The following is a 22340-nucleotide window of genomic DNA, read 5'->3' as shown; positions in this document are numbered from 1 at the left end:
AGTTGTCAGTCGTGAGCTGTCACCCGGCGCCTCCCGTCCGTCGACTGCCGGCCGGCGGCCGTCCCACCGCCCCCGGTCCGCCGCCGCCCCGTTCCTCCACTCGTGGGAGAGTGGTAGGCAGCGAAGGGAGCGCGAACGTGCTGATGGACAAGGTGGCGGAGATACTCGCCGAGGCGTCGGCCGAGGCGGTGGAGCCGCGTTTCCGGGCGCTGGCCGCCGGCGAGGTGATGGAGAAGGCCCCCGGCGAGGTCGTGACGGTCGCCGACCGCGAGGCCGAGACGATCATCGCCCGCCGACTCCACGAGCTGCTGCCCGTCCCCGTGGTCGGCGAGGAGGCGGTCTCCGCCGACCCGTCGCTCGCCCTGGCCCTTCGCGACGAGCCCGCCGCCTGGCTGGTCGACCCGGTGGACGGCACCGCCAACTTCGTCGCCGGTAGACCCGAGTACGCCGTGATGTGCTCCCTGGTCCGCTCCGGCCGGACCGTCGCCTCCTGGATCTGGCAACCCGCCACCGCCACCGCCTACTGCGCCGAACTGGGCTCCGGCGCCTGGCGCGACGGCGCGCGCCTGACCCGTCCGCCGGCACCCCAGGACGTCGCGAAGCTGCGCGGCTCGGTGAAGAGCCGCTACCTCGACGCCGAGCACCGCCGCCGACTCCAGGACAACATCGCGTCCTTCGGCGAGATCTCCCCCGGCCGGCACGCCGCCGGGATCGAGTACCCGGACGTCGTCGAGGGCCGCTTCGACTTCATCCTCTACTGGCGCACCCTTCCCTGGGACCACGCCCCCGGCTCGCTCCTGGTCACCGAGGCCGGCGGCGTCTCCGCCCGCCCGGACGGCACCCCGTACCGCCCGGAGGCCCCCGGCTGCGCGGACGGTCTCCTGGTCGCCGCCGACCCCGACACCTGGGAGCTCACCCGGTCGATCCTCCTGGGCGGCTGATCCCGAGGCCCAGCCCGCCCGGAAACCCGGGCCCTGCCCGCCCGAAACCCCGGCCCGCCCGAAACCCCGGCCCGTCCGGAACCCCGGGCCGCCCGGAAGGCCAACCCGCCCGGAGCGCCCGGCCCACCCCGGCCGTCCGCCCTACCCCGCCCGCTCGCCCGCCACCTTGCGCCCGGCGCCCACCACCTCCCGCAGCAGCGCGCCGACCTCCCCCACCGTGGCGTGGGGGTTCAGCAGCGTGAGCTTCAGCCGGACCCGGCCCGGGCCGTCGCCCGGGAGTTCGGTGCGGCCGACCACCGCCCGGCCGGTGCGCAGCAGCAGGCGCCGCAGCCGGCCGTTCACCTCGTCCAACGCCGCCTCGTCCGTCACCCCGGGCGGCCGGTAGCGGAAGAGGATGACGGTGAGAACGGGCTCGGCGTGGAGTTCGAGCGCCGGGTCGGCGCGCACGGCGTCGGCGGCGGTGCGGGCGAGGTCGTGGCAAGCGTCGACCAGCCGGCCCAGCCCGTCGCGGCCGAGGGTGCGCAGGGTGACGGCGAGCTTGAAGGCGTCGGCCCGGCGGGTGGTGCGCAGCGAGCGGCCGAGCAGACTGGGGTACCCGGCCTGCTCGTCGTCGACCGGGTTGAGGTACTCGGCGCGGCGGGCGAGCGAGACGTAGGTCTCCGCGCGGCGGACCAGGAAGACCCCGGCCGCGGCCGGCTGCCAGCCGAGCTTGTGCCAGTCGAGCGAGACCGAGTCGGCGCGGGCGATGCCGTCGAGCAGCGGGGCGAGCCGGTCGGAGAGCAGCGCGCCGCCGCCGTACGCGGCGTCCACGTGCAGCCAGGCACCGTAGCGGCCGGCGAGGTCGGCGGCGGCGGACAACGGGTCTACGGCTCCGGTGTCGGTGGTGCCGGCGGTGGCGACCACTGCGATCGGGGTCCGGCCGGCCCAACTGGCCTCGGCCATCGCCCGTTCCAGTTCGTCCTCCCGCATCCGCAGCCCGCGGTCGACCGGGACGGGGATGACGGCCCGCTCGCCGAGGCCGAGCAGGGCGGCGGCGCGCTGGACGGAGAAGTGCGCGGCCTCGGAGGCGAGGATGCACGGCCGGACTCCGGCCGGGATGCCGTCCAGCTCCACGATGCCGTCGAGCTTCTGGTCGCGCGCCAGCATGAGCCCCATGAGGTTGGACTCGGTGCCGCCGGAGGTGAAGACGCCGGCGGCGCGCGCCGGGTCGTAGCCGACCAGTCCGGCGATCTCGGCGAGCAGTGCGCTCTCCAGGGCGGTGGCGGCGGGGGCCTGGTCCCAGGAGTCCTGGGAGGGGTTGAGGGCGCTGACCGCGAGGTCCGCCGCGGCGGCGACGGCGAGCGGCGGGCAGTGCAGGTGCGCGGCGCAGGCCGGGTCGGCGGGGTCGGCGGCGCCGTAGGCGAGAAGTTCGGTGAGCCGGGCGAGCGCGCCCGGTCCGTCGTCGCTGGCCAGCGCGTCGTCGACGAGTGCGGCGATCTCGGCCGGACTGCCGGCCGGCAGCGGTCCGGAGCGCATGGCGGTGCCCGTCTCCAGGGAGTCGAGGACGGTGGCCAGCAGCGGTCCGAGCGCGCCCGGCCCGGCGGCGCCGCCCGCAAGGGCGTCCGTCGCGACGCCGTCCCCGGGGAGCCCGACGGGGTCGGTTCCGGGATCGGTTCCTGGGTCCGGTCCGGGGCCGCTCACCGCCGGCCCCGAGCCGCCGGCGCGCCCGCGGACGCACCTGCCCCCGCCTGCCCCGACCCGCCAGCCGACCCGCTCGGCGATCCGCCAGCCGACCCGTTCGCCGATCCGCCCGGCCGCCCGGTCGTGGACGCCGCCGCGATCGCCTCCGCCAGCCGCTCCAGGACCGCCGCCACCTGCTCGTCCGTGATGGTGAGCGGCGGAAGCAGCCGCAGCACCGCGTCGTGGCGTCCGCCGAGCTCGACGATCAGACCCCGCGCCAGGCAGGCCTCCCGGACCCGCACCGCGAGTGCCGGGTCGGCCGGCCGGGCGCCGCAGGCGTCGGGCTCGACCGCCGGGTCGACCAGTTCGACGCCGAGCATCAGCCCCCGGCCGCGCACGTCGCCGATCACCGGCAGTTCGACGGCGAGTTCGCGCAGCCGGGCCGTCATCCGCTCGCCGACGACGGCGGCCCGCTCGGCCAGCCCGTTCGCCGCGACGTGGCGCAGCGTCGCGGCCCCGGCGGCCATGGCGAGGGTGTTGCCGCGGAAGGTGCCGGTGTGGGCGCCGGGCCGCCAGCCGTCGTAGTCCTCGCGGTAGACGACGACGGCGAGCGGCAGGCTGCCGCCGATGGCCTTGGAGAGGACCATGGCGTCCGGGACGATGCCGCTGTGCTCGATCGCCCACATCGCGCCGGTGCGGCCGACTCCGGTCTGCACCTCGTCGACGATCAGCGGGATGCCGCGCTCGGCGGTGATCCGGCGCATCTCGCGCAGCCAGCCGTCGGGCGCGGGGACGACCCCGCCCTCGCCCTGGACGGCCTCCAGGATCATCGCGGCCGGCGCGACCACGCCGCCCGAGGGGTCGTCCAGCAGCCGCTCCACATAGGTCGCGGCGAGGTCGGCGCCCGCGTCGCCGCCGACCCCGAACGGGCAGCGGTAGCTGTAAGGGAAGGGCAGCCGGGCGACTTCGCCGCCGCTCGGCAGCGGCTCCTTGACGGCGACGTTGCCGGTGAGCGCCAGGGCGCCGGCGGTCATGCCGTGGTACGCGCCGGTGAAGGCGAGCGCGCCGGACCGGCCGGTGGCGGTCTGCATCAGCTTGAGGGCGGCCTCGACGGCGTCCGTCCCGGCCGGTCCGCAGAAGTGCACCCGGGCACGGGCGGCGAACTCCGCGGGCAGGCTCTCGAACAGCGCGCTGGTGAAGTCGTCCTTCTCCGCGGTGGCGAGGTCGAGCAGGTGCAGCGGGGCACCGCTGTCGAGGGTGCGGCGGATCGCCTCCAGCACCACCGGGTGGTTGTGTCCGAGGGCGAGCGTGCCGGCGCCGGAGAGGCAGTCGAGGTAGCGCCTCCCGTCGGCGCCCTCGACGGTCATGCCGTGGGCGCGGACCGGGACGATCGGGAAGGAGCGGGCGTACGTTCTGGCGGCGGACTCGCGGACGCGCTGACGGCGCAGGATGGCTTCACCGGCGGCCGGGGCTCCGGAGGCGGCCTGGACGGGTACGGCAGCGAGTGACACGAGAAACCCCCAGGGAAAGTTAGGTTAGCCTAACTTTACTGCCCTTGACCTGGCGGAACGCCCCGGGGCCTCCGGAACCACCCGAGTGAGTGAACCTCCCCCGGTTCATCCAACGAGCATCGCGCGGAAGGGTTACGGCCCGGGCCCGCGCCCCACGCCGACCGTCCGCCCCCGGCCGCCGCCCCATGCCCGCCCATGCCGCCTCACCCTCGGAGGCCGTCAGGCCCGCCCCCTCCAGCGGTAGCAGAGTTCCGGCCGGCCGACACTCCCGTACTGGGGCTCCCGCACCGCGCACCCGGTCTCCACCAAGTGCTCCAGGTAGCGCCGCGCGGTGATCCGCGAGACCCCGGCGGCGGCGCCCGCGGCCGCGGCCGACAGCCCGGCGGCCGCCTCGCGCAGCACCGAGGCGACGGTGTCCAGGGTGGGCGCGCTCAGCCCCTTGGGCAGGGTGCTGCGCTCCGGCGTGCGGAGCAGGGCGAACGCCTGGTCGACCTCCTCCTGCCCGGTCGCCTCGCCGGTGCGCCCGAGGCTGTCGCGGTAGCGGGCGTAGCGCTCCAGGCGGTCGTGCAGGGCGGCCGCGCTGAACGGTTTCAGCAGGTACTGCACGACACCCGCGGAGACCGCCTGCCGGACCATGGCGAGGTCGCGGGCCGAGGTCACCGCGATGACGTCGGTGCTGTGACCGGCCGCGCGCAGCGTGCGGCAGAGCTGGAGCCCGTGGCCGTCCGGGAGGTAGAGGTCGAGCAGGGTGAGGTCGACGGGCGTGCCGGCGGCGCGGGCCCGGTCCAGGAAGCGCAGCGCGTCGGCGCAGCTGTGGACGGTCCCCACAGCGTGGAAGCCGGGCTCGCGCCGGACGTACAGGGTGTGCGCGGCGGCGGCCACCGGGTCGTCCTCGACCACCAGGACCGAGATGCCCGCCGCGGCGGGGGTGTCGGCGATACCGGTCACACCAGCGCCCCTTCCTGCTCCCGGCCGGGGGGCTCCCCCGGCCGCCGGGTGGACTCCCCCTGGTCGCCGACGGCCTCTCCCGGCCGCCCGGCCAGCGGCAGTCGCACCGTGAGCACGGCGCCTCGCTCCCGCCCGACCTCGACGGTGCCGCCGTTGCGCCGGGCGGCCTGGGCGACCAGCGCCAGCCCGAGCCCGTGCCCGCGGCCGTCCTGCTTGGTGCTCCAGCCGCGCCGGAAGACGTCCTCGACCGCGCCCGGGTCGATGCCCGCACCGGTGTCGGCGACCCGCAGCAGCAGGAAGTCACCGGCCACCGCCGCCGCGCCATCGCCACTGACGCCGTTGCCGTCCCCGTCCCCGTCCCCGCTCCCGTTCCCGTCGCCATGGACGCTGCGGCCCGGCCCTTCGCAGTCCCGGCCGCGGGAGACCCGCGCCGCGACGGTGACCTCCGGCGGGACGGGGCTCTCGGCCGCACCGGCGATGGCGGCGTCCACGGCGTTGTCGATCAGGTTGCCGAGCACGGTGATCAGGTCCCGTGCGGAGAGCCCGGGCGGCAGCACTCCGTCGTCGATCCGGCTGTCCTCGGTGAGGGTCAATTCCACTCCTCGTTCGGCGGCCTGCGCCGCCTTGCCGAGCAGCAGGGCGGCCAGGACCGGCTCGCCCACCGCCGCGACCACCCGGTCGGTGAGCTGCTGGGCGAGTTCGAGCTCGGCGGTGGCGAACTCCACCGCCTGTTCGTGGCGGCCGAGTTCGATCAGCGAGACCACCGCGTGCAGGCGGTTGGCGGCCTCGTGCGCCTGCGCGCCGAGCGCTTCGGTGAAATCGCGCACCGAGTCCAACTCGCCGCTGAGCGCCTGGAGTTCGGTGTGGTCCCGAAGGGTGACCACCCGGCCGAGCCCGGTGCCGGTGCCGATGGTGGAGGTGTTCAGCACCACGACCCGCTCGGCGGTCAGGTGCACCTCGTCCCGGACCGGCTCCTCCCCCAGTACGGCCGCCACCAGCGTCTCCGGAAGCCCCAGCTCCACCACCGGACGGCCGTCCAATTCACCTGCCAGGCCGAGCAGTTCCCGGGCCGCGTCGTTGCACAGCACCACCCGGTGCGAGCGGTCCAGCAGCACCAGTCCCTCGCGCACCGCGTGCAGGGTGGCCTGGTGGTACTCGTAGAGGTGGCTCAGCTCGTCCGGCCCCATCCCATGAGTGTGCCGCCGCAGCCGGGAGTTGGCGAGGTAGGTGCCGACGCCACCGACCGCGAGCGCGGCCACCGCCACGCCGACCAGGGCGAGCAGCGGGCCGCTCAGCTGCGCGGAGATCGACTCCACCGTGAGACCCGCGCTGACCAGCGCGACCACCCGGTGCCGGTCGTCCCACACCGGGGCGACCACCCGCACGGACGGGCCGAGCGTGCCGGTGTACGTCTCGCTGCGGGTCTGCCCGGCGAGCGCCCAGTCGATGTGCCCGAGGTAGGTCCGCCCGATCTGCTCGGGCAGCGGGTGGGTCCAGCGCACACCGTCGGTGTCCATGACGGTGATGAAGGAGACCCCGGTGTCCGCCCGCACCTGCTCCACGTACGGCTGGAGCACCGAGGTCGGGTCCGGACCGGCGACCGCGGCCCGGACGGACGGCGAGTCCGCGACGGCGTGCGCGACCGCGGTGACCTGGCGGCGGGCGGCGTCCTCGGCGCGATCGGCGGTGAAGAGGTACGCGAGCACCGCGCCACCGGCGACCACGGCGGCGACGATCACCACCTGGACGACGAACAGCTGCCCGGCCAGACTGCGGACCAGGCGCCGGGGCAGGCATCGGATCAGGCTCCGGGCCAGCCCACGGGGCAGCCGGCGGGACAGCCGGCGGGCCGGATGCCGGGGTGGACCCGGAGGCAGCCGCCGGGCTCCGCGGCCCGTCGGCCGGTGCGAGCGGCGGCGCGGGGCGGTGGGGGCGGTGCGCTCGGACATGCCTGCCAGTGTGCACCACACCCCCGGACACTCCCGGGGCCCGCCCGGCCCGCACCGTTCGCGGGCCCGCCGCCCGGGCCGTCCGCCGCGTTCGTGAACTCTATGAACGCAAACGTGACCTCCGTCACTTCGGGGCCCATAGTCGGAGCGGCCCATCCCCCCGGGGCCACCAGGACTGCACGGCAAAGGAGCCGCAGATGTCGATCGCTGGAGCCGCCCCGGCGGCGGGACCCAGACGCAAGGACCGGACCCACTACCTCTACATCGCGGTGATCGCCGCGGTGGTCGCGGGCGTCGTGGTCGGTCTGGCCGCCCCCGGGTTCGCCGTGGAGCTGAAGCCGGTCGGCACGGGCTTCGTCAACCTGATCAAGATGATGATCAGCCCGGTGATCTTCTGCACCATCGTCCTGGGCATCGGCTCGGTGACCAAGGCCGCGAAGGTCGGCAAGGTCGGCGGCCTCGCCATCGGCTACTTCCTCGCCATGTCGACCGTCGCGCTGGCCATCGGCATGGTCGTCGGCAACCTCCTGGAGCCCGGCGGCGGCCTGCACCTGACCGCCGCGCTCGCCAAGTCCGGCCACGCCCAGGCGGCCGCCGGCGGCGCCCAGTCGACCACCGACTTCCTGCTCGGGATGATCCCCGAGACCCTGTTCTCCGCCCTCACCCAGGGCAAGGTCCTCCAGACCCTGCTGGTCGCCCTGTTCACCGGCTTCGCCCTGCAGGCGATGGGCGCGGCCGGCGCGCCGGTGCTGCGCGGGATCGAGCACGTGCAGCGCCTGGTCTTCCGGGTCATGTCGATGATCATGTGGGTCGCGCCGATCGGCGCCTTCGGGGCGATGGCCGCCGTCGTCGGCGCCACCGGCACCGCCGCGCTGAAGAGCCTGGCCGTCATCATGATCGGCTTCTACGTCACCTGCGTGCTGTTCGTCGTCGTGGTGCTGGGCACGCTGCTGCGCCTGGTCGCCGGGGTCAACGTCTTCGCGCTGCTGAAGTACCTCGGCCGCGAGTTCCTGCTGATCCTCTCCACCTCCTCGTCCGAGAGCGCGCTGCCCCGCCTGATCGCCAAGATGGAGCACCTGGGCGTCAGCCGCCCCGTCGTCGGCATCACCGTGCCAACCGGCTACAGCTTCAACCTCGACGGCACCGCCATCTACCTGACCATGGCCTCGATCTTCATCTCCGAGGCGATGGACAAGCCGATGTCGCTCGGCGAGCAGCTCTCACTGCTGGTCTTCATGGTGATCGCGAGCAAGGGCGCGGCCGGCGTCACCGGCGCCGGACTGGCCACCCTCGCGGGCGGACTCCAGTCGCACAAGCCCGCGCTGGTGGACGGCGTGGGACTGATCGTCGGCATCGACCGCTTCATGTCGGAGGCCCGCGCGCTCACCAACTTCGCGGGCAACGCCGTCGCGACCGTGCTCATCGGGCACTGGACCGGCGAGCTCGACGCCGAACGTGCCCGGCGGGTACTGGCCGGCGAGCTGCCGTTCGACGAGCTGACGCTGGTCGACGCCCACGCCCACGGTGCGCCTGCCGGGCCCGCCGGCGCGGCGGACGGCTCCACGGCCGACGCGCCCGAGGACATCCCCGCCCAGGGAACCGGCCACGGAGCCGGTCACGGAGCCGGTCAAGGAACCCCGCAGGAAACCCCTCAGGGGACCTCCCCCGTCGGCGTCTGAGCCCGGCGGCACCCCCGCACTCCCTGGTCCGGCGCCTCCCACCAACCCCCGGAATCGGCGCCGGACCAGGGTTTCGTCCTTCCGCCCGGCTTTCGTCCGGCTTTCTGTCCGGCTTTCCGTCCGGTGGCCGTCCGGCTTTCGGTCCGGTTTTCCGTCCGACGGCTGTCCAGCAGCAGTCCGGCGGCGGTCCGGTCAGCGCGTCACAACTCCTGCGAGCCGCTGACCACCCAGGCCACCCCACTGGCCGGGTCCTCCAGCGCGATGTGCAGATGGTGCAGCCCGGCCGACGGCTCCTGCCAGGTGAAGCAGCGCATCCGGGCCACCAGAGCGTTCACCTCGTCCCGGTCCGTCCCGCCCGCACGATCCGCGCCGTCCGTACCGCCCGCAGCGCCCGTACTGCCCGTACCGCCCTGGCCATCTGCCCCGGCCATCGCCGCCAGCGCCCGCCACAACCCCAGCCTCCCGTGCGCACAACCCCGCGACCGTCCCACGGCTGCGGCCCGCACCAGCGCCGGGTAGGCGAGCGCGAACGGCAGATAGCCTCCGACCACCCGCCGGTCGCGGGCCAGCAGGGCGGCCGCCGCCGGGGCCTGGCCGCGGACGCAGGCCGTCTGCGCCCACGGCGCGAGCGCGCCCAGCCCGGCCAGCGCCCGGGCGACCCGCGGTCCGGCCGGCCGGCCACCCGGCTGCGCCGCCGGGGGCAGCTCCACCTCGCCCAGGCCCTCCCGGCTGGCCGGCAGGGTCAGCAGCGCACTGCGCGCGCCCCCGCCGGGCAGGTACTCCCGCACCCGGGCCGTCTCGCCCCAACCCGCCGCCTCCCACGGCTCCAGACGCAGTGGCACGCCCTCCGGATCGGGCTCGGCCGTGTGCGAGAGGTCCTCGCCGAGCAGCGCCCTGGTGTGTGCGACCAGCCGTCGCACCGGGGCCGGACCGAGCAGCGGGGCCAGCCGCAGCCAGGAGTGCCTGGTCGCCAGCACCTCCCAGAGCGGACCGGCGTCATGATCGGCCACCCCGGCGGCCGTCCCCGCACCACCCTCCCGGTCGAACAGCCGGACGGCCAGCTCGGGCGGCGCCGCGTAGGCGATCAAGTGGCCGAGCGGAGCCGTCAGCGCCGCCGCGGTCTCCTCCCCCGCCTCCGTGGCGGCAGCCGCGCGACCCTGCCGGTAGGCGGCGAGCAGCTCGGGCCAGCGGCCGTCCTCGGCCAGTGCGCGCAGGCCGCCGTCCTCGTACGTGATCACGATTCGCAGGGTACGGGCCTGGGCAGCGCCCGAGCCGACTTGCCGACGGTTCGGTGCGTCGGGGTGGCGCGGCGGCCGCCCGCCCGCCGCCGCTCCCTCAGCTCCGCTCCCGCTCCCGCGCGTGTTCCCGATCGCGCTCCCGACCGCGCTCCCCGTCACGCTCGCGCTCCCGCTGGACGACGGCGCGCAGCCGACCGTGGGCGCGGCGCCGGGTGACCGCCAGCGTGCTGCGGTGCAGCCCGAGCAGCTCGGCGGCCTCGTCGACGCTGTAGCCGTCGAGGTCGACCAGCACCACCGCACGGGCCTGCTTGACGGTCAGGAAGCCGAGCAGTCGCATCACCTCCCAGCGCGCCTGCAACTCGGCCATCCCACCGGCCCGGAGGTCCGGCAGCCCCCGGTCCCGCTCGCCGATGTCGCCCGTCTCCGGCACCTCGGGCATCGACACCCGCCGGCGCTCCCGGCGCCACTGGTCGCGCAGGATGTTGACCATCGTGGTGAACGCGTAGGCGTACGGCTGTGGATGGCCGAGGAAGCGCTCCGGCCGACGGGCGATCCTGAGGTACGCGTCGTGGACGACGTCCCCCGCACCGGCCGGACCGCCGGCGAGCGAGGCCGCCGCCTGCTGGAGTCTGGGCAGCAGATCCGTGAACACCTGGTTGAACTCGGCCGATTGACCGCCGCTCCCGTTGGGACCGAAGTCCCTTTCCCGTCCGCCGCCGCCCTCATTCCGACCGCTGCAATCCGCCATGCCGCTCTCCCCGGAAATCGGCACCCCGAGAACCCGGTCCGTCCTGGCCGCAGGAACCATGAGCCAACCGGATTACTTGTGACACAGGTCACATCATAGTTCGTCGCCTCACTGTGCGCAGTCATTCGTGTGCAACACGTCACCAGCCGTACGGGGGGCGGGAATTCACCTCCGCTCGGACCGCACGATCCGCGTTCGGACCGCGCGGACATCCCGAGGGCCGGGACACCCGCCCGACGAGAACCCCTCAGCAAGGAGAACCACCGTGCGAGGCTGCATCGCCAGGAAGATCGCCACGTTCGGGCTGGCCGCCACGGCCGCTCTCGGTGCGCTCGGGGCCACCGCCCTGCCGGCCGCCGCGGCGACGGCCGGGACCCGCTCCGTCACCCCCGGGGCCGCCGAGGCCTGGAACACCATCACGTCCGAGGCCTACCACTGCGTCATCACCGGCAACTACGGCTGGCGCTGGGAGGGCTACTGCAACGTCTACTCCGGGCGACTGCGCACCATCACCTACTGCGCCGACGGCTCGCACACCACCGGCCTGTGGATCGGCGCGCGGCCGGAGGCCTGGGCGGTCTGGGGCAAATGTCCCGGGTCCACCTGGACGCGGATCGTGTTCCAGTGGCACAGCTGAGGCACGGTTGAACCGCTGACAGAACCGGCGGTCGACGGCTGACAGATGACAGCTGACAGATTTCGAAAGCTGTCATCTGTCATCTGTCAGCCGTCATCTGTCCGTCGCCCGCCCGCTGCACCTCCGCCGCCACCGTCTCAGCCCACCGGCGAGGCGTCCGCGAGCAGCCGGGCGGCGTGCACCCGGCCCGCGTGCTCGACCAGGTTGATCAGCACCTCCTTGCCCGAGGCCCGACGACGCGCGTCGCACAGCAGCACGGGCGTCCCGGCATCCAGGTCCAACGCGCGGGCGACGTCCTCCGGGCCGAACTCCCGCGTCCCGGCGAAACGATTCACCGCGACCACGAACGGGATGCCCCGGTGCTCGAAGAAGTCGACGGCCGGGAAGCAGTCGGTCAGCCGGCGGGTGTCGGCGAGCACCACCGCACCGAGCGCCCCCTGGGCCAACTCGTCCCAGAGGAACCAGAACCGGTCCTGCCCGGGGGTGCCGAACAGGTAGACCGCCAGCCCCTCGCGGATGGTGATCCGGCCGAAATCCATCGCCACCGTGGTGGTGGTCTTTCGCTCCACACCGTCCAGGTCGTCCACCTCGCGCCCGGCCTCGGTCAGCCGCTCCTCGGTGCGCAGCGGCCGGATCTCGCTGACCGCGCCGACCAGCGTCGTCTTGCCGACCCCGAAGCCGCCCGCCACCAGGATCTTGAGCGCGAGCACGGTGCCGTCGGGATCCTCGGCGTCGAACGGATCCGACCCGCCGTACGGATCGGACAGGCCGAGGGGGTCGGACGGTACGCGCGGTGCGGACGGCACGCACGGGGCGGACGATGCGGACGGTTGATCAGAGTGCGCGGAGTCCACGGATGACCTCCTGGAGGATGCGCTCGTCGGGGAGCAGGGCGGGCGGGACGGGACGGCGGACCCGGATGAGCCCGGCCGTCAGCAGATCGCCGAGCAGCACCCGCACGACACCCACCGGCAGGTCGAGGTCGGCGGCCAACTCGGCCACGGACAGCGGGGTGCCCCGGCACAGCGCCAGGATGTGCGCCTGTTCCGGGCCGACCGGCGGCTCGGGCACGCCGGGCAGGAACGTCGGATCGGGCGGCTCGGTGACCACCACGGCGATCAGGTCGAACTGCTGCTCCCCGGCCCCGGTGCGCCCCCGGGTCATCGCGTACGGGCGGACCATCGGCCCGGCCTCGTCGTCGTACCAGCGCGCCCGGTGGGCGGCGGCGAGCGGGTTGCGGGGCTGCCCGTCGGGGTCGGTCGGGTGCTCCGGATGTCGCCCCCGGTACGGGCGGGGCACCGGATTCACCGGCCGCCCACCGCCCGCGGCGGGGCGCTCAGATGCTCCCCGACCCGGCGGACCAGCCTGGCCATCTCGTAGGCGATCAGGCCGAGGTCGGCCCGGGAGGTGGCGAACACGGCGAGGCAGGTGCCCTCCCCGGCCGCCGCGACCAGCAGGTAGCCGCCCTCCAACTCGACCATGGTCTGGCGGACTTCGCCCGCACCGAAGTGCCGGCCGGCGCCCTTGGCCAGGCTGTGGAATCCGGAGGCGACGGCCGCCAGGTGCTCTCCGTCCTCCCGCGCCAGTCCGGCCGAGGTGCCCATGGCCAGGCCGTCGGCGGAGAGCATCACGGCGAAGCGGAGCTCGGGGGCGCGCTGGACCAGTTCGTCCAGGAGCCAGTTCAGGGCTCCCGCGCGGTGGGTGGTGGCGATCACGGACGCTCTCCTTCGGTTCGGGACGGGGATTGGGGGTGGTGCGCCCGCGGCGGCTGCGGAGGGTCGGCGGGCTGCCCGTCCCGCCGGTCTTCCGGGTGCAGACCGCGCGCCCATCCGTTCTGGAACGCGGACATCGCAGCCCGCGCCTCCTCGGGGCTGCGGCCCGCCGCACCGAAGCCGTCGCCGGAACCGTCCCCGGAACCCGGCCCGGCGGAGGCGAAGAGGGAGGAAGAGGCAGCCGTACGGCGCCTGTGCGCAGGCGGACGGGCCGGGGCCTCGCGCAGTTGCGGTGCGAGGCTCGCCTGACGGGTCCGGCGCGGCAACTCCTCCGGCCCCTGGCCGGGTTGGTGACCGCGCGAGCGGACGCCGTCCGAGCCGGGGCCGCCTGTGGCCGGTCCGGGTACCGGCTCCGCGCGGGAGCCCTGACCGTACGGCTCCGCGCCGTACGGCTGCGGCGGCCCGGACTGCGGACGGGCGGCCGCACCCGCGCGCCCGTCCGCAGCCGGACCGGCCTCCCGGGCACCGGAGGCCCGGAAGGGGGTGCGGCGCACCGGCCCGGGGGCACTGCCCCGGACACCGAACGGCAGCAGCGCCCCACCCTCCGGCGGCGGCCCACCCGCCGCCGGAAGCCCATCATTCGCCCCGTCCTGCGGGTGCTCCCGGCGCCCGGCGTCATCCCGGCGCCCAGGGGGCCCCGGGTGCCCCGGGTGCCCCGAGACGCCGGTCGGGAGACCCGGCGAGCCACCACTCGGGCCACTGCCCGGACTGCCCACCGGCCGCTCCGCATGACCGTGGTCCGGGGTGAACTCCCGCTCCGGGACGCTGCGGTGATCCGCCCGATCGGCGAACACCGGCTCCACCGGCCCCGCCCCGACCGCCGCGGCACCCACCGCGTCGATCGGGGCGGCACCAGACGCCACCGCGCCACCTGACGCCGTGCCGCCCGACGCCGCCGCCGAGGGCAGCGGAGGCGCGACCGGCTCGAAGCCGTACCGCACGTCCTCGGCCCCCACCGCCGCCGCCTCGTCGGCCAGCAGCGCGGTCGACAGCAGGACCACCGCCGTGGTGCCGCCGTACGCGGAGGTGACCAGCGAGACCTTGACGTCCTGCCGCCGGGCGAGCCTGCTGACCACGAACAGGCCGAGCCGGTCGCTGTCGAAGAGGTCGGTCTGCTCGGCGGCGGCGATCCGGCTGTTGGCCGCGGCCAGCACCTCCGGGCCCATGCCCAGTCCGCGGTCCTCGATCTCCAGCGCGAAGCCGTTGCCGACCCGTTCGCCCCGGATGTGCACCCGGGTGTGCGGCGGCGAGAACCCGGTGGCGTTCTCGACCAGTTCGGCCACCAGGTGGGTGAGGTCGGCGACGGCGTGGCCGACCACCGCGGCGCGCGGCAGCGGGTGGACCTCGACCCGGGCGTACTCCTCGACCTCCGAGACGGCCGCGCGCACCACGTCCACCAGGGGGACGGGACGGCGCCAGCCCCGACCGGGGGCGGCCCCGGAGAGGATGATCAGGCCCTCGGCATGGCGGCGCATCCGGGTGGTGAGGTGGTCCAGCCGGAACAGGTCGGCGAGCTCGGACGGGTCGTCGGTGCGGCGCTCCATCGCGTCCAGCAGCGTGAGTTGGCGGTGCACCAGGACCTGGCTTCGGCGCGCGAGGTTGACGAACACCCCGGAGATTCCGGAGAGCACCTCGGCCCGTTCGACCGCCGCCGTGACCGCCGCCCGCTGGACGGTCCCCAGCGCCCGGTGCACCTGGCCGATCTCGTCGCCTCGCCCCACCGGCCGGGGCGCCTCGACCTCGATGTCCACCTCCTCGCCCGCACGCAACTTCCGCATGGTCGCGGGGAGTTTGCGCCCGGCCAGCTCAAGTGCCGAGTTGCGCAGGCCGATCAGCTCGGTGACCAGCCCGCGCCCGATCTGCACCGAGATCACCAGCGAGGCCACCACGCCGACCAGACCGAGCAGCACGGCCATCCCGGCCGTGGTGAACAGGCCTAGTGCGCAAGGGTCCTGACGCTCGGCGGCGAGCCTTCCGGCCCGGTCCTCGACGCCCCGCAGGGCGCCGGCCACGTTACCCGCGACCATCGTCCAGCGGTCGGCCGGCACCGCCGCGACCGCCGACCGACCGTCGGCGGCCGTCCGCATCCTGTCCTCGTACCCGGCCAGCTCGCGGTGGTCCTGGCCCCCGGTGACGGCGAGCAGCTCCGCCCGGTCGACGGAGCGCAGGTCGGCGGCGGCGCCCCGCTCGAACTCGCGCCGGGCGAAGGCCGCGCCGGAGAACTCCCGCAGCTGGTCGTCGCCGAGCCCGCCCGACAGCTGGGCGGCGCGCAGCAACGCGTCCTCGCGGGAGAGCAGTTCTCGGGACCGGGCCAGCTCCAGCAGCACCCGCGCGTCGGCGGCCACCTGGCGCTCCTGGAAGGGAGCGACGGCGCCGGCGGCGGCGAGCGCCCGGTCCACCGCCTCGCCGTACGCCGCGTACGCCTCGGGCCAGCCGACGCTCCTGGCCAGGACCCGGCCGCGCAGTGCGGGCAGGGCCGCGAGCGAACCGCCGAGGGCATCCAGCCGGGCGGCCGCCTCATCGCCCAGGCCCTGGGCGTCGGCACGGTTGTAGCCCCGGTCGGGTCGGCGGGGGTCCGGGAAGAGCGGGGCGAGCGCCCGGTCGGTGGCCGCCGCCGCCTCGCGCAGGGCGCTCTCCCGGGCGGCGCTGGGGGCGGTCGCCGGGGTCGCCGGAGTCGCCGGGGCTACTGGGGCCGCTGGAGCCGCCAACAGCTGGCCGACGGCGGTGCGTTCGGCCTGCAGCCCGGCGACCGTCTCCGCGACCGGCGTGAGCAGCGTGCGCTGGGCGTCGCGCTGGCGCATCAGGCCCCAGACGCCCTGGGCGGTGGTGACGGTGGCGAACCCCCACAGGGCGATGACGGAGACGACCGGGACCATCAGCAGGGCGATGATCCGGGCGCGGACGGTCCGGGGACGCAGCCCGCGCAACCACGGGCCTGGGCGCGGCGGACGGGCGGGCGGCCCGGCATGGGCACCCCGGCGGGTACCGGGGGCGGTACCGCGGTCTTCTCGCATGGGTGAGGAGCCTTTCGGGCGGGGAGGGCGGAGGCCCGGTGGGCGGAGGCCGCGGGGCCGGACCGGGAGCGAGCGGGCGGGCGGGGCGCAAGTGGGCGGGCGGGCGGTGCGAAGGTGCGAGGGCGCGGCTCAGGCTGCGCGGTCGTGCCGCTCGGCGTCGCGCCGCCCGGCCGCTGCCGGGGTGGGCTCGTGCCACGAGCGCTTGGGGTGCGGGGGCGCGGCGGGGACCTCCTCCACGGCCAGTTCGCCCGCCTCCCGGTAGCCGGCCCGCTCCTGGGCGGTCGGCGAGAGTGCCACGAAGGCCGAGGCGAGGAAGAGGAACGAGCCGAGGCCGACGGCGAGCGGGAAGACGAACTCCATCGGGCTGACCCCGCCGAGAACGGTCCGGGTCGGCTCCAGCCGGACGTGGACGGCGGCCATGCCGGTGTAGTGCATGCAGCTGACGGCGAGGCCCATGGCCATCGCGGCGGCCGCGGCCGTGTACACGTTGCGGATGGTGACGGCGGCCCAGAGCGCGGCGGTCGCGGCGCCGACCGCGATCAGCACGGACAGCGCGACCGTCCCGGCGTCGTAGTGCAGGCCCCCGTGCATCCGCAGGGCGGCCATGCCCAGGTAGTGCATCGCGGCGACGCCGAGACCGGTGGTGACGCCGCCGGAGAGCAGGGAGAGGCCGCGGTGCCGGCCGTAGCAGACCACGGTCAGGCCAAGGCCGGTGACCAGCACCGCGACCACGAGGCTGAGGACGGTCAGCGGCACGTTGTAGCGCAGCTCGGTGCCGTCGACGGTGAAGCCGAACATGGCGACGAAGTGCATGGTCCAGATGCCGGAGCCGATCGCGGCGGCGGCCGTGATCAGCCAGTTCCGCCGGGCCGGGCCGCTCGCGGCCAGCCCCCGCAGCGTGCAGCGCAGGCCGAGGGCGGCGCCGGTGCAGGCCATCAGGTACGAGAGGGCGGGGGTCAGCCAGCCGAGGCTGAGATGGTTGAGAGTGCCCATGGGACCTCCGGTCGACCGGTCGGGCCCGGGGGCGGTACGCGGTGCGCCCGGGCGCCCCGGGCCGGGCGGACTGCACACGAATGGCATATGCCAACCGCATGTGCGCTTCCGGCCTGGGGTGCGTGGGACGCTACCGAGGGGCCGGAATCGGTCAGACAAAGATCTGAAAAGCTGCCCGCAGGGAGCGGTTGATGTGTTCCGATGGCCCTGTGGTGTACCCAGAGGGCGGCCGGCGCGGCGGCCGGCGTTCGGGGAACTGCGCACAAACGACAGCGGACAGATGACAGAGTTTGAAATCTGTCATCTGTCCGCTGAACTCTGTCCGCCGTCATCTGTCGGCCGTCGGCTGTCGGCCGCACGCGGTCAGCCGCCGGCCGTCAGTGGCTCGCCGTCACCCGGATCCGCATCGGGCTCGCCGCCCGCAGCGTGATCCCCTGGGCGAGTGCCACCCGCCGGTCCACCGCCTCCACCTCGAAGTCCCGCAGCAGCACCCCCAACGCCAGCACCGCCTCCAGCATCGAGAAGTGCTGCCCGATGCAGGCCCGCGGTCCGCCTCCGAACGGGAACCAGGCGTAGCGGTGCCGGGCCCGTTCCGCCTCCGGGAGGAAGCGGTCCGGGTCGAAGCGCTCCGGGTCCACCCAGTGGTCCGGGTGCCGGTGGGTGACCAGCGGCGCGACCACGACCTGCGCCCCGGCCGGGATCACGTACCCGTCGATGACGGTCTCCGCGACCGCCCGCCGCCCGCCCAGGGCCGCCGACGGGTAGAGCCGCATCGCCTCCTTCAGCACCCGGGTGATGTAGGGCAGCGCCTCCAGGTCCGCCGCCGTGGGTGCCCGCCCCGCCAGGACGGTCCGCGCCTCCTCCCGGGCGAGCCGCCGCTGCTCGGGGTGCATCGCCAGCAGGTGCAGCGCGAAGGCCAGCGCGGTGGCCGTGGTCTCGTGCCCGGCGAGCAGGAACACCAGGACCTGGTCGCGGAGTTCGGCCGGGTCCAGCCGCCCGCCGTCCTCGTCGCGGGCCCGTCCGAGCAGGGTGAGCAGGTCGTCCGCGTCCTCGTCGCCGCCGCCCCGTGCGGCCCGTTCGGCGATGATCCGGTCGCAGACCCCGTACAGCGCCCGCTGGGCCTCGGCACCGCGTCGGTTGGCCGGGGTCGGCCAGGTGCGCGGGAGGCGGACCGGGGCGTAGCCGCGCTCCTTCACGTACTCGCCGAGCACCGGGAAGCTGCGGTGCACCACCGCTATCGCCTCCTCCACGTCGGCGCCGAAGAGGATCCGCGCGACCGCCCGCAGAGCGAACCGGGATGTCTCCTCCGCCGCGTCCACCACCCCGCCGGGCACCGCCCGCCAGCGCTCGGCGAGCGACTGCGCCTCCTGCGCGAGCGCGTCCGCGTAGCCGTCCACCCGGCGCCGGGTGAACAGCGGCTGCACCATGCGGCGTTGGCGCTGGTATTCGGCGTCCTGGCTGGTCAGCAGCCCGTTGCCGACACTGGTCCGCAACTCGTCGTAGAAGGGGTCCTCCTTGCGGAAGTTGGCCGCCTCGACGGCCAGCACCTGCCGGACGCCCTCCGGCGAGAACACCCCGTAGAAGTCGGCGCGCAGCCCGGGCGGCCCGGCCTGGAAGCGCACCACGTCGCCGTGGTCGCGTCGGGCCGCGAGGTAGCTGCGCAGCGGGCGGCGGGTGAGGTCGAACAGTGAGCCGACCAGGCGGTTCCCCGCCGGGACGGGTATCGCGGAGGTGGGGGCGGGTGCGAGCCCGGGGGCCCGAACGGGGACGAGTTCGATGGTCATCGGCACTCCTTCTGTACAGGGGCGTGCCCGCCGCCGCTTCCGGCGGGCGGTCAGCACCGAAAGGAGCCGCGCCCGGACCCACCGACGGGCCGACCTGCCCGGCCGGGTCCGGACCCGTCTCACTCGTATTCGGTGCCCCCCTTGCGGGTCAGGTAAGCGTCGCTGACCACCTTGGCGATCGCCCGCCCGCCGAGCACCGGGCTCCAGCGCTCGGTGACCGGCCGCACCACCACGCCCTCGCGCAGGTGCAGTTCACGCCCGGAGACGCTCTCCTTGCCCCGGGCGAACCCCAGGACGGTCTCCGGGTCGAACGGCCCGCGCCACAGCTCCGGCACCAACGGCAGCTCGCCGTCCAGAAGTTCGGCCGCCGAGAACCAGTTCAGCTGCCCGTCCACCACGGCCGAGACGTCGAAGGCGGCGTAGCCGGGCCGCTCGGTGCGCGCCGAGGAGCCGTAGCCCAGGTCCTGCACGCCCTCGCCGAAGACCTCGCCGAAGACGCCGACCCGCTCGGCCCCGAGGCGCTCCGCCAGCCGGGCGGCGGCCGCCGGGATGCCGTAGGCGCGCACCGCCCGCCAGTAGAGGTTGCGCTCGTCCTCGACCAGCGCCAGCCCCTGCGCACCGATGCCCTTGGACGACACCTGCACCTCGCCGGTGGCGGCGACGTACGTGACCAGGCAGCAGCTGCCGTGCAGCTTCTCGGTCAGCACCACCGGCTCGCCCGGCTCGAAGGCGTCGGGGTAGCGCTTGAGGTTCTCGATGTCCACCCAGGGCAGCAGGTCGGGCGCGCTGACCACGTCGCCGCTCATCGACGTGGGCACCGGCGGCTGCCACTTGACGACCCCGAGCAGTTCGGCGAAGTCCTCGCCGCGCTCGGCCGCGGCGGCCAGGTCGGTGCCGGCGAGTGCGGCGGGCCGGCAGACGATGCCCTGGGACAGCTCGCCGCGCAGCCGTACCGCCTTCACCCGGTTCGCCCGGGCACCGGCCAGCTTGCCGGTCAGGCCGAGCTCCTCGATCAACTCATCGGGCAGGACGGACTGTTCGGGGATGTAGACGGCGTGGTCTCCGGTCCGGTATATGCCCTTGGCGACCACCGCCCGGTAGAGGCCGACCTGCGCGAGCTCCAGGGCATCGGCGTTCGGGTGCTCCAGGACGGTCAGCTTCTCCGCGGTGACGCGCAGCGTGGACATGGACGGACTCCTCCCCTTGGTTCGACCGCGGCGGTGCTTGCGACCGACCCGGCCGCGTGTACGGACGGCCACCACTCTGTCCGTTCGACCCCTACGGCGCGACGCAATTTTCGCGCGCCCCTTCCGGCCCCGCTCGTGCTACCTGCACGACCCACCTGCCAAGCCCCCCGGACCCGTTTGAGCCATCCCACAGCAGCCCGGAGGCCCCCACCGGCTCCCGCCTGTGCAAACCGACAGGGGATTTATCGCTCGCATATGCGGCACTATGATCGCCGTAATGGCCGCAGCTGCGGCCAGTCCCTCGCGCCCCTTCCGGCGCGCACCCTGGAGGGGAACCACCGATGAGCACCCGCACGCCCACCACCCGCAGGCTCGCCGTCGCCGCCGCCGCGGCCCTCGCGCTCACCCTCGGAGTCACCGCCTGCGGCAGCGACGGCAAGTCCTCCGGTTCCACGGCCTCCTCGGCCACCTCCCCGAACGCCTCATCCGCCGCCGGCAGCGGCGTCCCGAAGGCCTCCGGCGCCGTCACCGTCTTCGCCGCCGCCTCGCTCAAGGAGACCTTCACCGAGCTCGGCAAGAAGTTCGAGGCCGCCAACCCGGGCGCCAAGGTCACCTTCAACTTCGGCGGCAGCTCCAGCCTCGCCACCAGCATCAACTCCGGTGCCCCGGCCGACGTGTTCGCCGCCGCCAGCCCGGCCACCATGAAGACCGTCACGGACGCGGGCGGCGCGAGCGGACAGCCGACGACCTTCGTCAAGAACACGCTCACCATCGCCGTCCCCAAGGGCAACCCCAAGCACATCGCGGGCCTCAAGGACCTCACCGCCTCCGGCGTGAAGGTCGCCCTGTGCGCAAAGGAGGTGCCGTGCGGCGCCGCCGCCCAGACCGCGCTCAAGGCCGCCGGCCTCGACCTCACCCCGGTCACCCTGGAGCAGGACGTCAAGGGCGCGCTCACCAAGGTCGAACTCGGCGAGGTCGACGCGTCCCTGGTGTACCGGACCGATGTCCAGGCCGATGCTGCGAAGATCGACGGCGTGGACTTCCCCGAGGCCGCCAAGGCCGTGAACGACTACCCGATCGCCGCCCTCGCCAAGGCCCCGAACAAGGACGGCGCCGCCGCCTTCGTCGCGTACGTCCAGTCGCCCGAGGCCAAGCAGGTGCTGACCGCGGCGGGCTTCCAGGCACCGTGAGCGACCGCACCACCGGCTCCGGGCCGAACCGCCCGGACCAGGACCACCCGGGCCAGCCGGACCAGAGCCACCCGGCCCGTACCGCCGACGGCGACCCGGCGGCGCCCGCACAGGCAGGACCCGCACAGGCAGGACCCGCGCAGGCAGGACCCGCGCAGGCCCTGCCGCGGCGGCGCCCGCGAAGCCGCCGCCCGCGCACGCACCGCGTCCCGGTGACCCTGCTGCTCCCGGCGCTGCTCGGACTGGCCTTCCTGATCCTGCCGCTGGTCGGCCTGCTGATCCGGGCCCCCTGGAGCGACCTGTCCGAGCAGCTCACCAGCCCCGCCGTCTGGGACGCGCTGCGCCTGTCGCTGATCAGCGCGACCGCGGCCACCGCGGTGTCGCTGGTCCTCGGCGTCCCACTGGCCTGGCTGCTCGCCCGCACCGAGCTACCGGGCCGCCGACTCATCCGGGCGCTGGTCACCCTGCCGCTGGTGCTGCCCCCGGTGGTCGGCGGTGTGGCGCTGCTGCTGGTGCTCGGGCGGCGCGGCATCGTCGGCTCCTGGCTGGACTCGGCCTTCGGCATCACGCTGCCGTTCACCACCACCGGGGTCGTGATCGCCGAGGCGTTCGTGGCGATGCCGTTCCTGGTGATCAGCGTCGAGGGCGCGCTGCGGGCCGCCGACCCCCGCTACGAGGAGGCGGCCGCGACCCTGGGCGCCTCCCGGCTGACCGCGTTCCGGCGGGTCACCCTGCCACTGATCGCCCCGGGGATCGCCGCCGGTGCCGTCCTGGCCTGGGCCCGGGCGCTCGGCGAGTTCGGCGCGACGATCACCTTCGCGGGCAATTTCCCGGGCCGCACCCAGACCATGCCGCTGGCCGTCTACCTGGCCATGGAGTCCGACCCGCAGGCGGCGATCGCGCTGTCGCTGGTGCTGCTGGTGGTCTCCGTCGCCGTCCTGGTCGGCCTACGCGACCGCTGGCTGTCGACGCCGTGACCCCGCCCGCGCGCTCAACCTCGGACACCGTTGCGGACGCTCCCCCGCACACCTCCTGCGAGACTCCCCCGGACCCAGCGAACCCAGCGGACGCAATGAACCCGACGGACGCA

18 protein-coding genes are annotated in these 22340 nt (G+C 74.8%); 5 read left to right on the top strand and 13 right to left on the bottom strand.

Going from position 1 to position 22340, the window contains the following annotated elements:
• Window positions 1–143 precede the first annotated feature (143 nt).
• Window positions 144–941, top strand: coding sequence for an inositol monophosphatase family protein (locus ACFVUY_RS05315; RefSeq protein ID WP_387727803.1), 798 nt, complete (start codon window positions 144–146; stop codon window positions 939–941).
• Window positions 942–1082: 141 nt separating this feature from the next.
• Here ACFVUY_RS05315 and ACFVUY_RS05310 read toward each other — a convergent pair whose 3' ends face one another.
• The 4 genes from ACFVUY_RS05310 to ACFVUY_RS05295 form a co-directional block, all read right to left on the bottom strand.
• Complete coding sequence (locus tag ACFVUY_RS05310; RefSeq protein WP_387727498.1) at window positions 1083–2621, bottom strand: pyridoxal phosphate-dependent decarboxylase family protein; 1539 nt, start codon at window positions 2619–2621, stop codon at window positions 1083–1085.
• Window positions 2618–4111, bottom strand: coding sequence for a diaminobutyrate--2-oxoglutarate transaminase (locus ACFVUY_RS05305; RefSeq protein ID WP_387727496.1), 1494 nt, complete (start codon window positions 4109–4111; stop codon window positions 2618–2620). Before ACFVUY_RS05305 ends, ACFVUY_RS05310 begins: the two co-directional genes overlap by 4 nt.
• Window positions 4112–4330: 219 nt before the next feature.
• Window positions 4331–5059 carry a response regulator gene (locus tag ACFVUY_RS05300; protein ID WP_387727495.1) on the bottom strand — a complete coding sequence of 243 codons (729 nt, stop codon included), beginning with the start codon at window positions 5057–5059 and terminating at the stop codon, window positions 4331–4333.
• Window positions 5056–7008: an ATP-binding protein gene (locus tag ACFVUY_RS05295; RefSeq protein ID WP_387727493.1), complete on the bottom strand. Its 1953-nt coding sequence runs from the start codon at window positions 7006–7008 to the stop codon at window positions 5056–5058. Before ACFVUY_RS05295 ends, ACFVUY_RS05300 begins: the two co-directional genes overlap by 4 nt.
• Window positions 7009–7205: 197 nt before the next feature.
• On the opposite strand from ACFVUY_RS05295, the gene ACFVUY_RS05290 reads away from it, so the two are divergent.
• Window positions 7206–8687, top strand: coding sequence for a cation:dicarboxylate symporter family transporter (locus ACFVUY_RS05290; protein ID WP_387727491.1), 1482 nt, complete (start codon window positions 7206–7208; stop codon window positions 8685–8687).
• A gap of 200 nt (window positions 8688–8887) precedes the next feature.
• On the opposite strand, the gene ACFVUY_RS05285 is transcribed toward ACFVUY_RS05290, so the two are convergent.
• The gene (locus ACFVUY_RS05285) at window positions 8888–9925 is read right to left on the bottom strand and encodes a hypothetical protein (RefSeq protein ID WP_387727489.1); all 1038 of its coding nucleotides are present in this window, start codon (window positions 9923–9925) and stop codon (window positions 8888–8890) included.
• A 97-nt stretch (window positions 9926–10022) separates the two neighbouring features.
• Window positions 10023–10577, bottom strand: a complete 555-nt coding sequence (locus tag ACFVUY_RS05280) for a sigma-70 family RNA polymerase sigma factor (RefSeq protein ID WP_387727487.1) — start codon at window positions 10575–10577, stop codon at window positions 10023–10025.
• Window positions 10578–10938: 361 nt separating this feature from the next.
• Here ACFVUY_RS05280 and ACFVUY_RS05275 point away from each other — a divergent pair, with 361 nt between their 5' ends.
• Window positions 10939–11310, top strand: coding sequence for a hypothetical protein (locus ACFVUY_RS05275; protein ID WP_359898613.1), 372 nt, complete (start codon window positions 10939–10941; stop codon window positions 11308–11310).
• A gap of 137 nt (window positions 11311–11447) precedes the next feature.
• Here the strand turns inward: ACFVUY_RS05275 and ACFVUY_RS05270 are convergent, their stop codons facing one another.
• The 7 genes from ACFVUY_RS05270 to ACFVUY_RS05240 form a co-directional block, all read right to left on the bottom strand.
• Window positions 11448–12077 (bottom strand): ATP/GTP-binding protein, encoded by a 630-nt coding sequence (locus ACFVUY_RS05270; RefSeq protein WP_380538090.1) that lies wholly within the window; start codon window positions 12075–12077, stop codon window positions 11448–11450.
• Between the two features lie 67 nt (window positions 12078–12144).
• Complete coding sequence (locus tag ACFVUY_RS05265; RefSeq protein ID WP_387727801.1) at window positions 12145–12492, bottom strand: DUF742 domain-containing protein; 348 nt, start codon at window positions 12490–12492, stop codon at window positions 12145–12147.
• A 122-nt stretch (window positions 12493–12614) separates the two neighbouring features.
• Window positions 12615–13025, bottom strand: a complete 411-nt coding sequence (locus tag ACFVUY_RS05260) for a roadblock/LC7 domain-containing protein (RefSeq protein WP_387684924.1) — start codon at window positions 13023–13025, stop codon at window positions 12615–12617.
• Window positions 13022–16009: a nitrate- and nitrite sensing domain-containing protein gene (locus tag ACFVUY_RS05255; RefSeq protein ID WP_387727485.1), complete on the bottom strand. Its 2988-nt coding sequence runs from the start codon at window positions 16007–16009 to the stop codon at window positions 13022–13024. Before ACFVUY_RS05255 ends, ACFVUY_RS05260 begins: the two co-directional genes overlap by 4 nt.
• 216 nt (window positions 16010–16225) lie before the next feature.
• Window positions 16226–17089, bottom strand: a complete 864-nt coding sequence (locus ACFVUY_RS05250; protein WP_387727483.1) for an MHYT domain-containing protein — start codon at window positions 17087–17089, stop codon at window positions 16226–16228.
• A gap of 377 nt (window positions 17090–17466) precedes the next feature.
• The gene (locus tag ACFVUY_RS05245) at window positions 17467–18873 is read right to left on the bottom strand and encodes a cytochrome P450 (RefSeq protein WP_387727481.1); all 1407 of its coding nucleotides are present in this window, start codon (window positions 18871–18873) and stop codon (window positions 17467–17469) included.
• Between the two features lie 119 nt (window positions 18874–18992).
• Window positions 18993–20060, bottom strand: a complete 1068-nt coding sequence (locus ACFVUY_RS05240; protein WP_387727479.1) for an RNA ligase (ATP) — start codon at window positions 20058–20060, stop codon at window positions 18993–18995.
• Between the two features lie 341 nt (window positions 20061–20401).
• Between ACFVUY_RS05240 and modA the strand changes: the two genes are divergently transcribed.
• Window positions 20402–21250: a molybdate ABC transporter substrate-binding protein gene (gene modA / locus ACFVUY_RS05235; RefSeq protein WP_387727477.1), complete on the top strand. Its 849-nt coding sequence runs from the start codon at window positions 20402–20404 to the stop codon at window positions 21248–21250.
• A 161-nt stretch (window positions 21251–21411) separates the two neighbouring features.
• Window positions 21412–22227, top strand: a complete 816-nt coding sequence (locus ACFVUY_RS05230) for an ABC transporter permease (RefSeq protein ID WP_387727799.1) — start codon at window positions 21412–21414, stop codon at window positions 22225–22227.
• The last annotated feature ends 113 nt before the right edge of the window (window positions 22228–22340 follow it).

The sequence above is a fragment of the Kitasatospora sp. NPDC058063 genome (assembly GCF_042885395.1).
Taxonomy (GTDB): Bacteria; Actinomycetota; Actinomycetes; order Streptomycetales; family Streptomycetaceae; genus Kitasatospora; species Kitasatospora lactacystinica.
Note: the sequence above shows the minus strand (reverse complement) of the source record. Positions and strands in the feature narration are given on the sequence as shown.

What these genes read in the sequence shown, in the direction of transcription:
- ACFVUY_RS05315 (WP_387727803.1), top strand. Translation starts at nt 144, where the DNA reads ATGGACAAGGTGGCGGAGATACTCGCCGAGGCGTCGGCCGAGGCGGTG.
- ACFVUY_RS05295 (WP_387727493.1), bottom strand. Translation starts at nt 7,008, where the DNA reads ATGTCCGAGCGCACCGCCCCCACCGCCCCGCGCCGCCGCTCGCACCGG.
- ACFVUY_RS05290 (WP_387727491.1), top strand. Translation starts at nt 7,206, where the DNA reads ATGTCGATCGCTGGAGCCGCCCCGGCGGCGGGACCCAGACGCAAGGAC.
- ACFVUY_RS05265 (WP_387727801.1), bottom strand. Translation starts at nt 12,492, where the DNA reads ATGGTCCGCCCGTACGCGATGACCCGGGGGCGCACCGGGGCCGGGGAG.
- ACFVUY_RS05250 (WP_387727483.1), bottom strand. Translation starts at nt 17,089, where the DNA reads ATGGGCACTCTCAACCATCTCAGCCTCGGCTGGCTGACCCCCGCCCTC.
- ACFVUY_RS05245 (WP_387727481.1), bottom strand. Translation starts at nt 18,873, where the DNA reads ATGACCATCGAACTCGTCCCCGTTCGGGCCCCCGGGCTCGCACCCGCC.
- ACFVUY_RS05240 (WP_387727479.1), bottom strand. Translation starts at nt 20,060, where the DNA reads ATGTCCACGCTGCGCGTCACCGCGGAGAAGCTGACCGTCCTGGAGCAC.
- modA (WP_387727477.1), top strand. Translation starts at nt 20,402, where the DNA reads ATGAGCACCCGCACGCCCACCACCCGCAGGCTCGCCGTCGCCGCCGCC.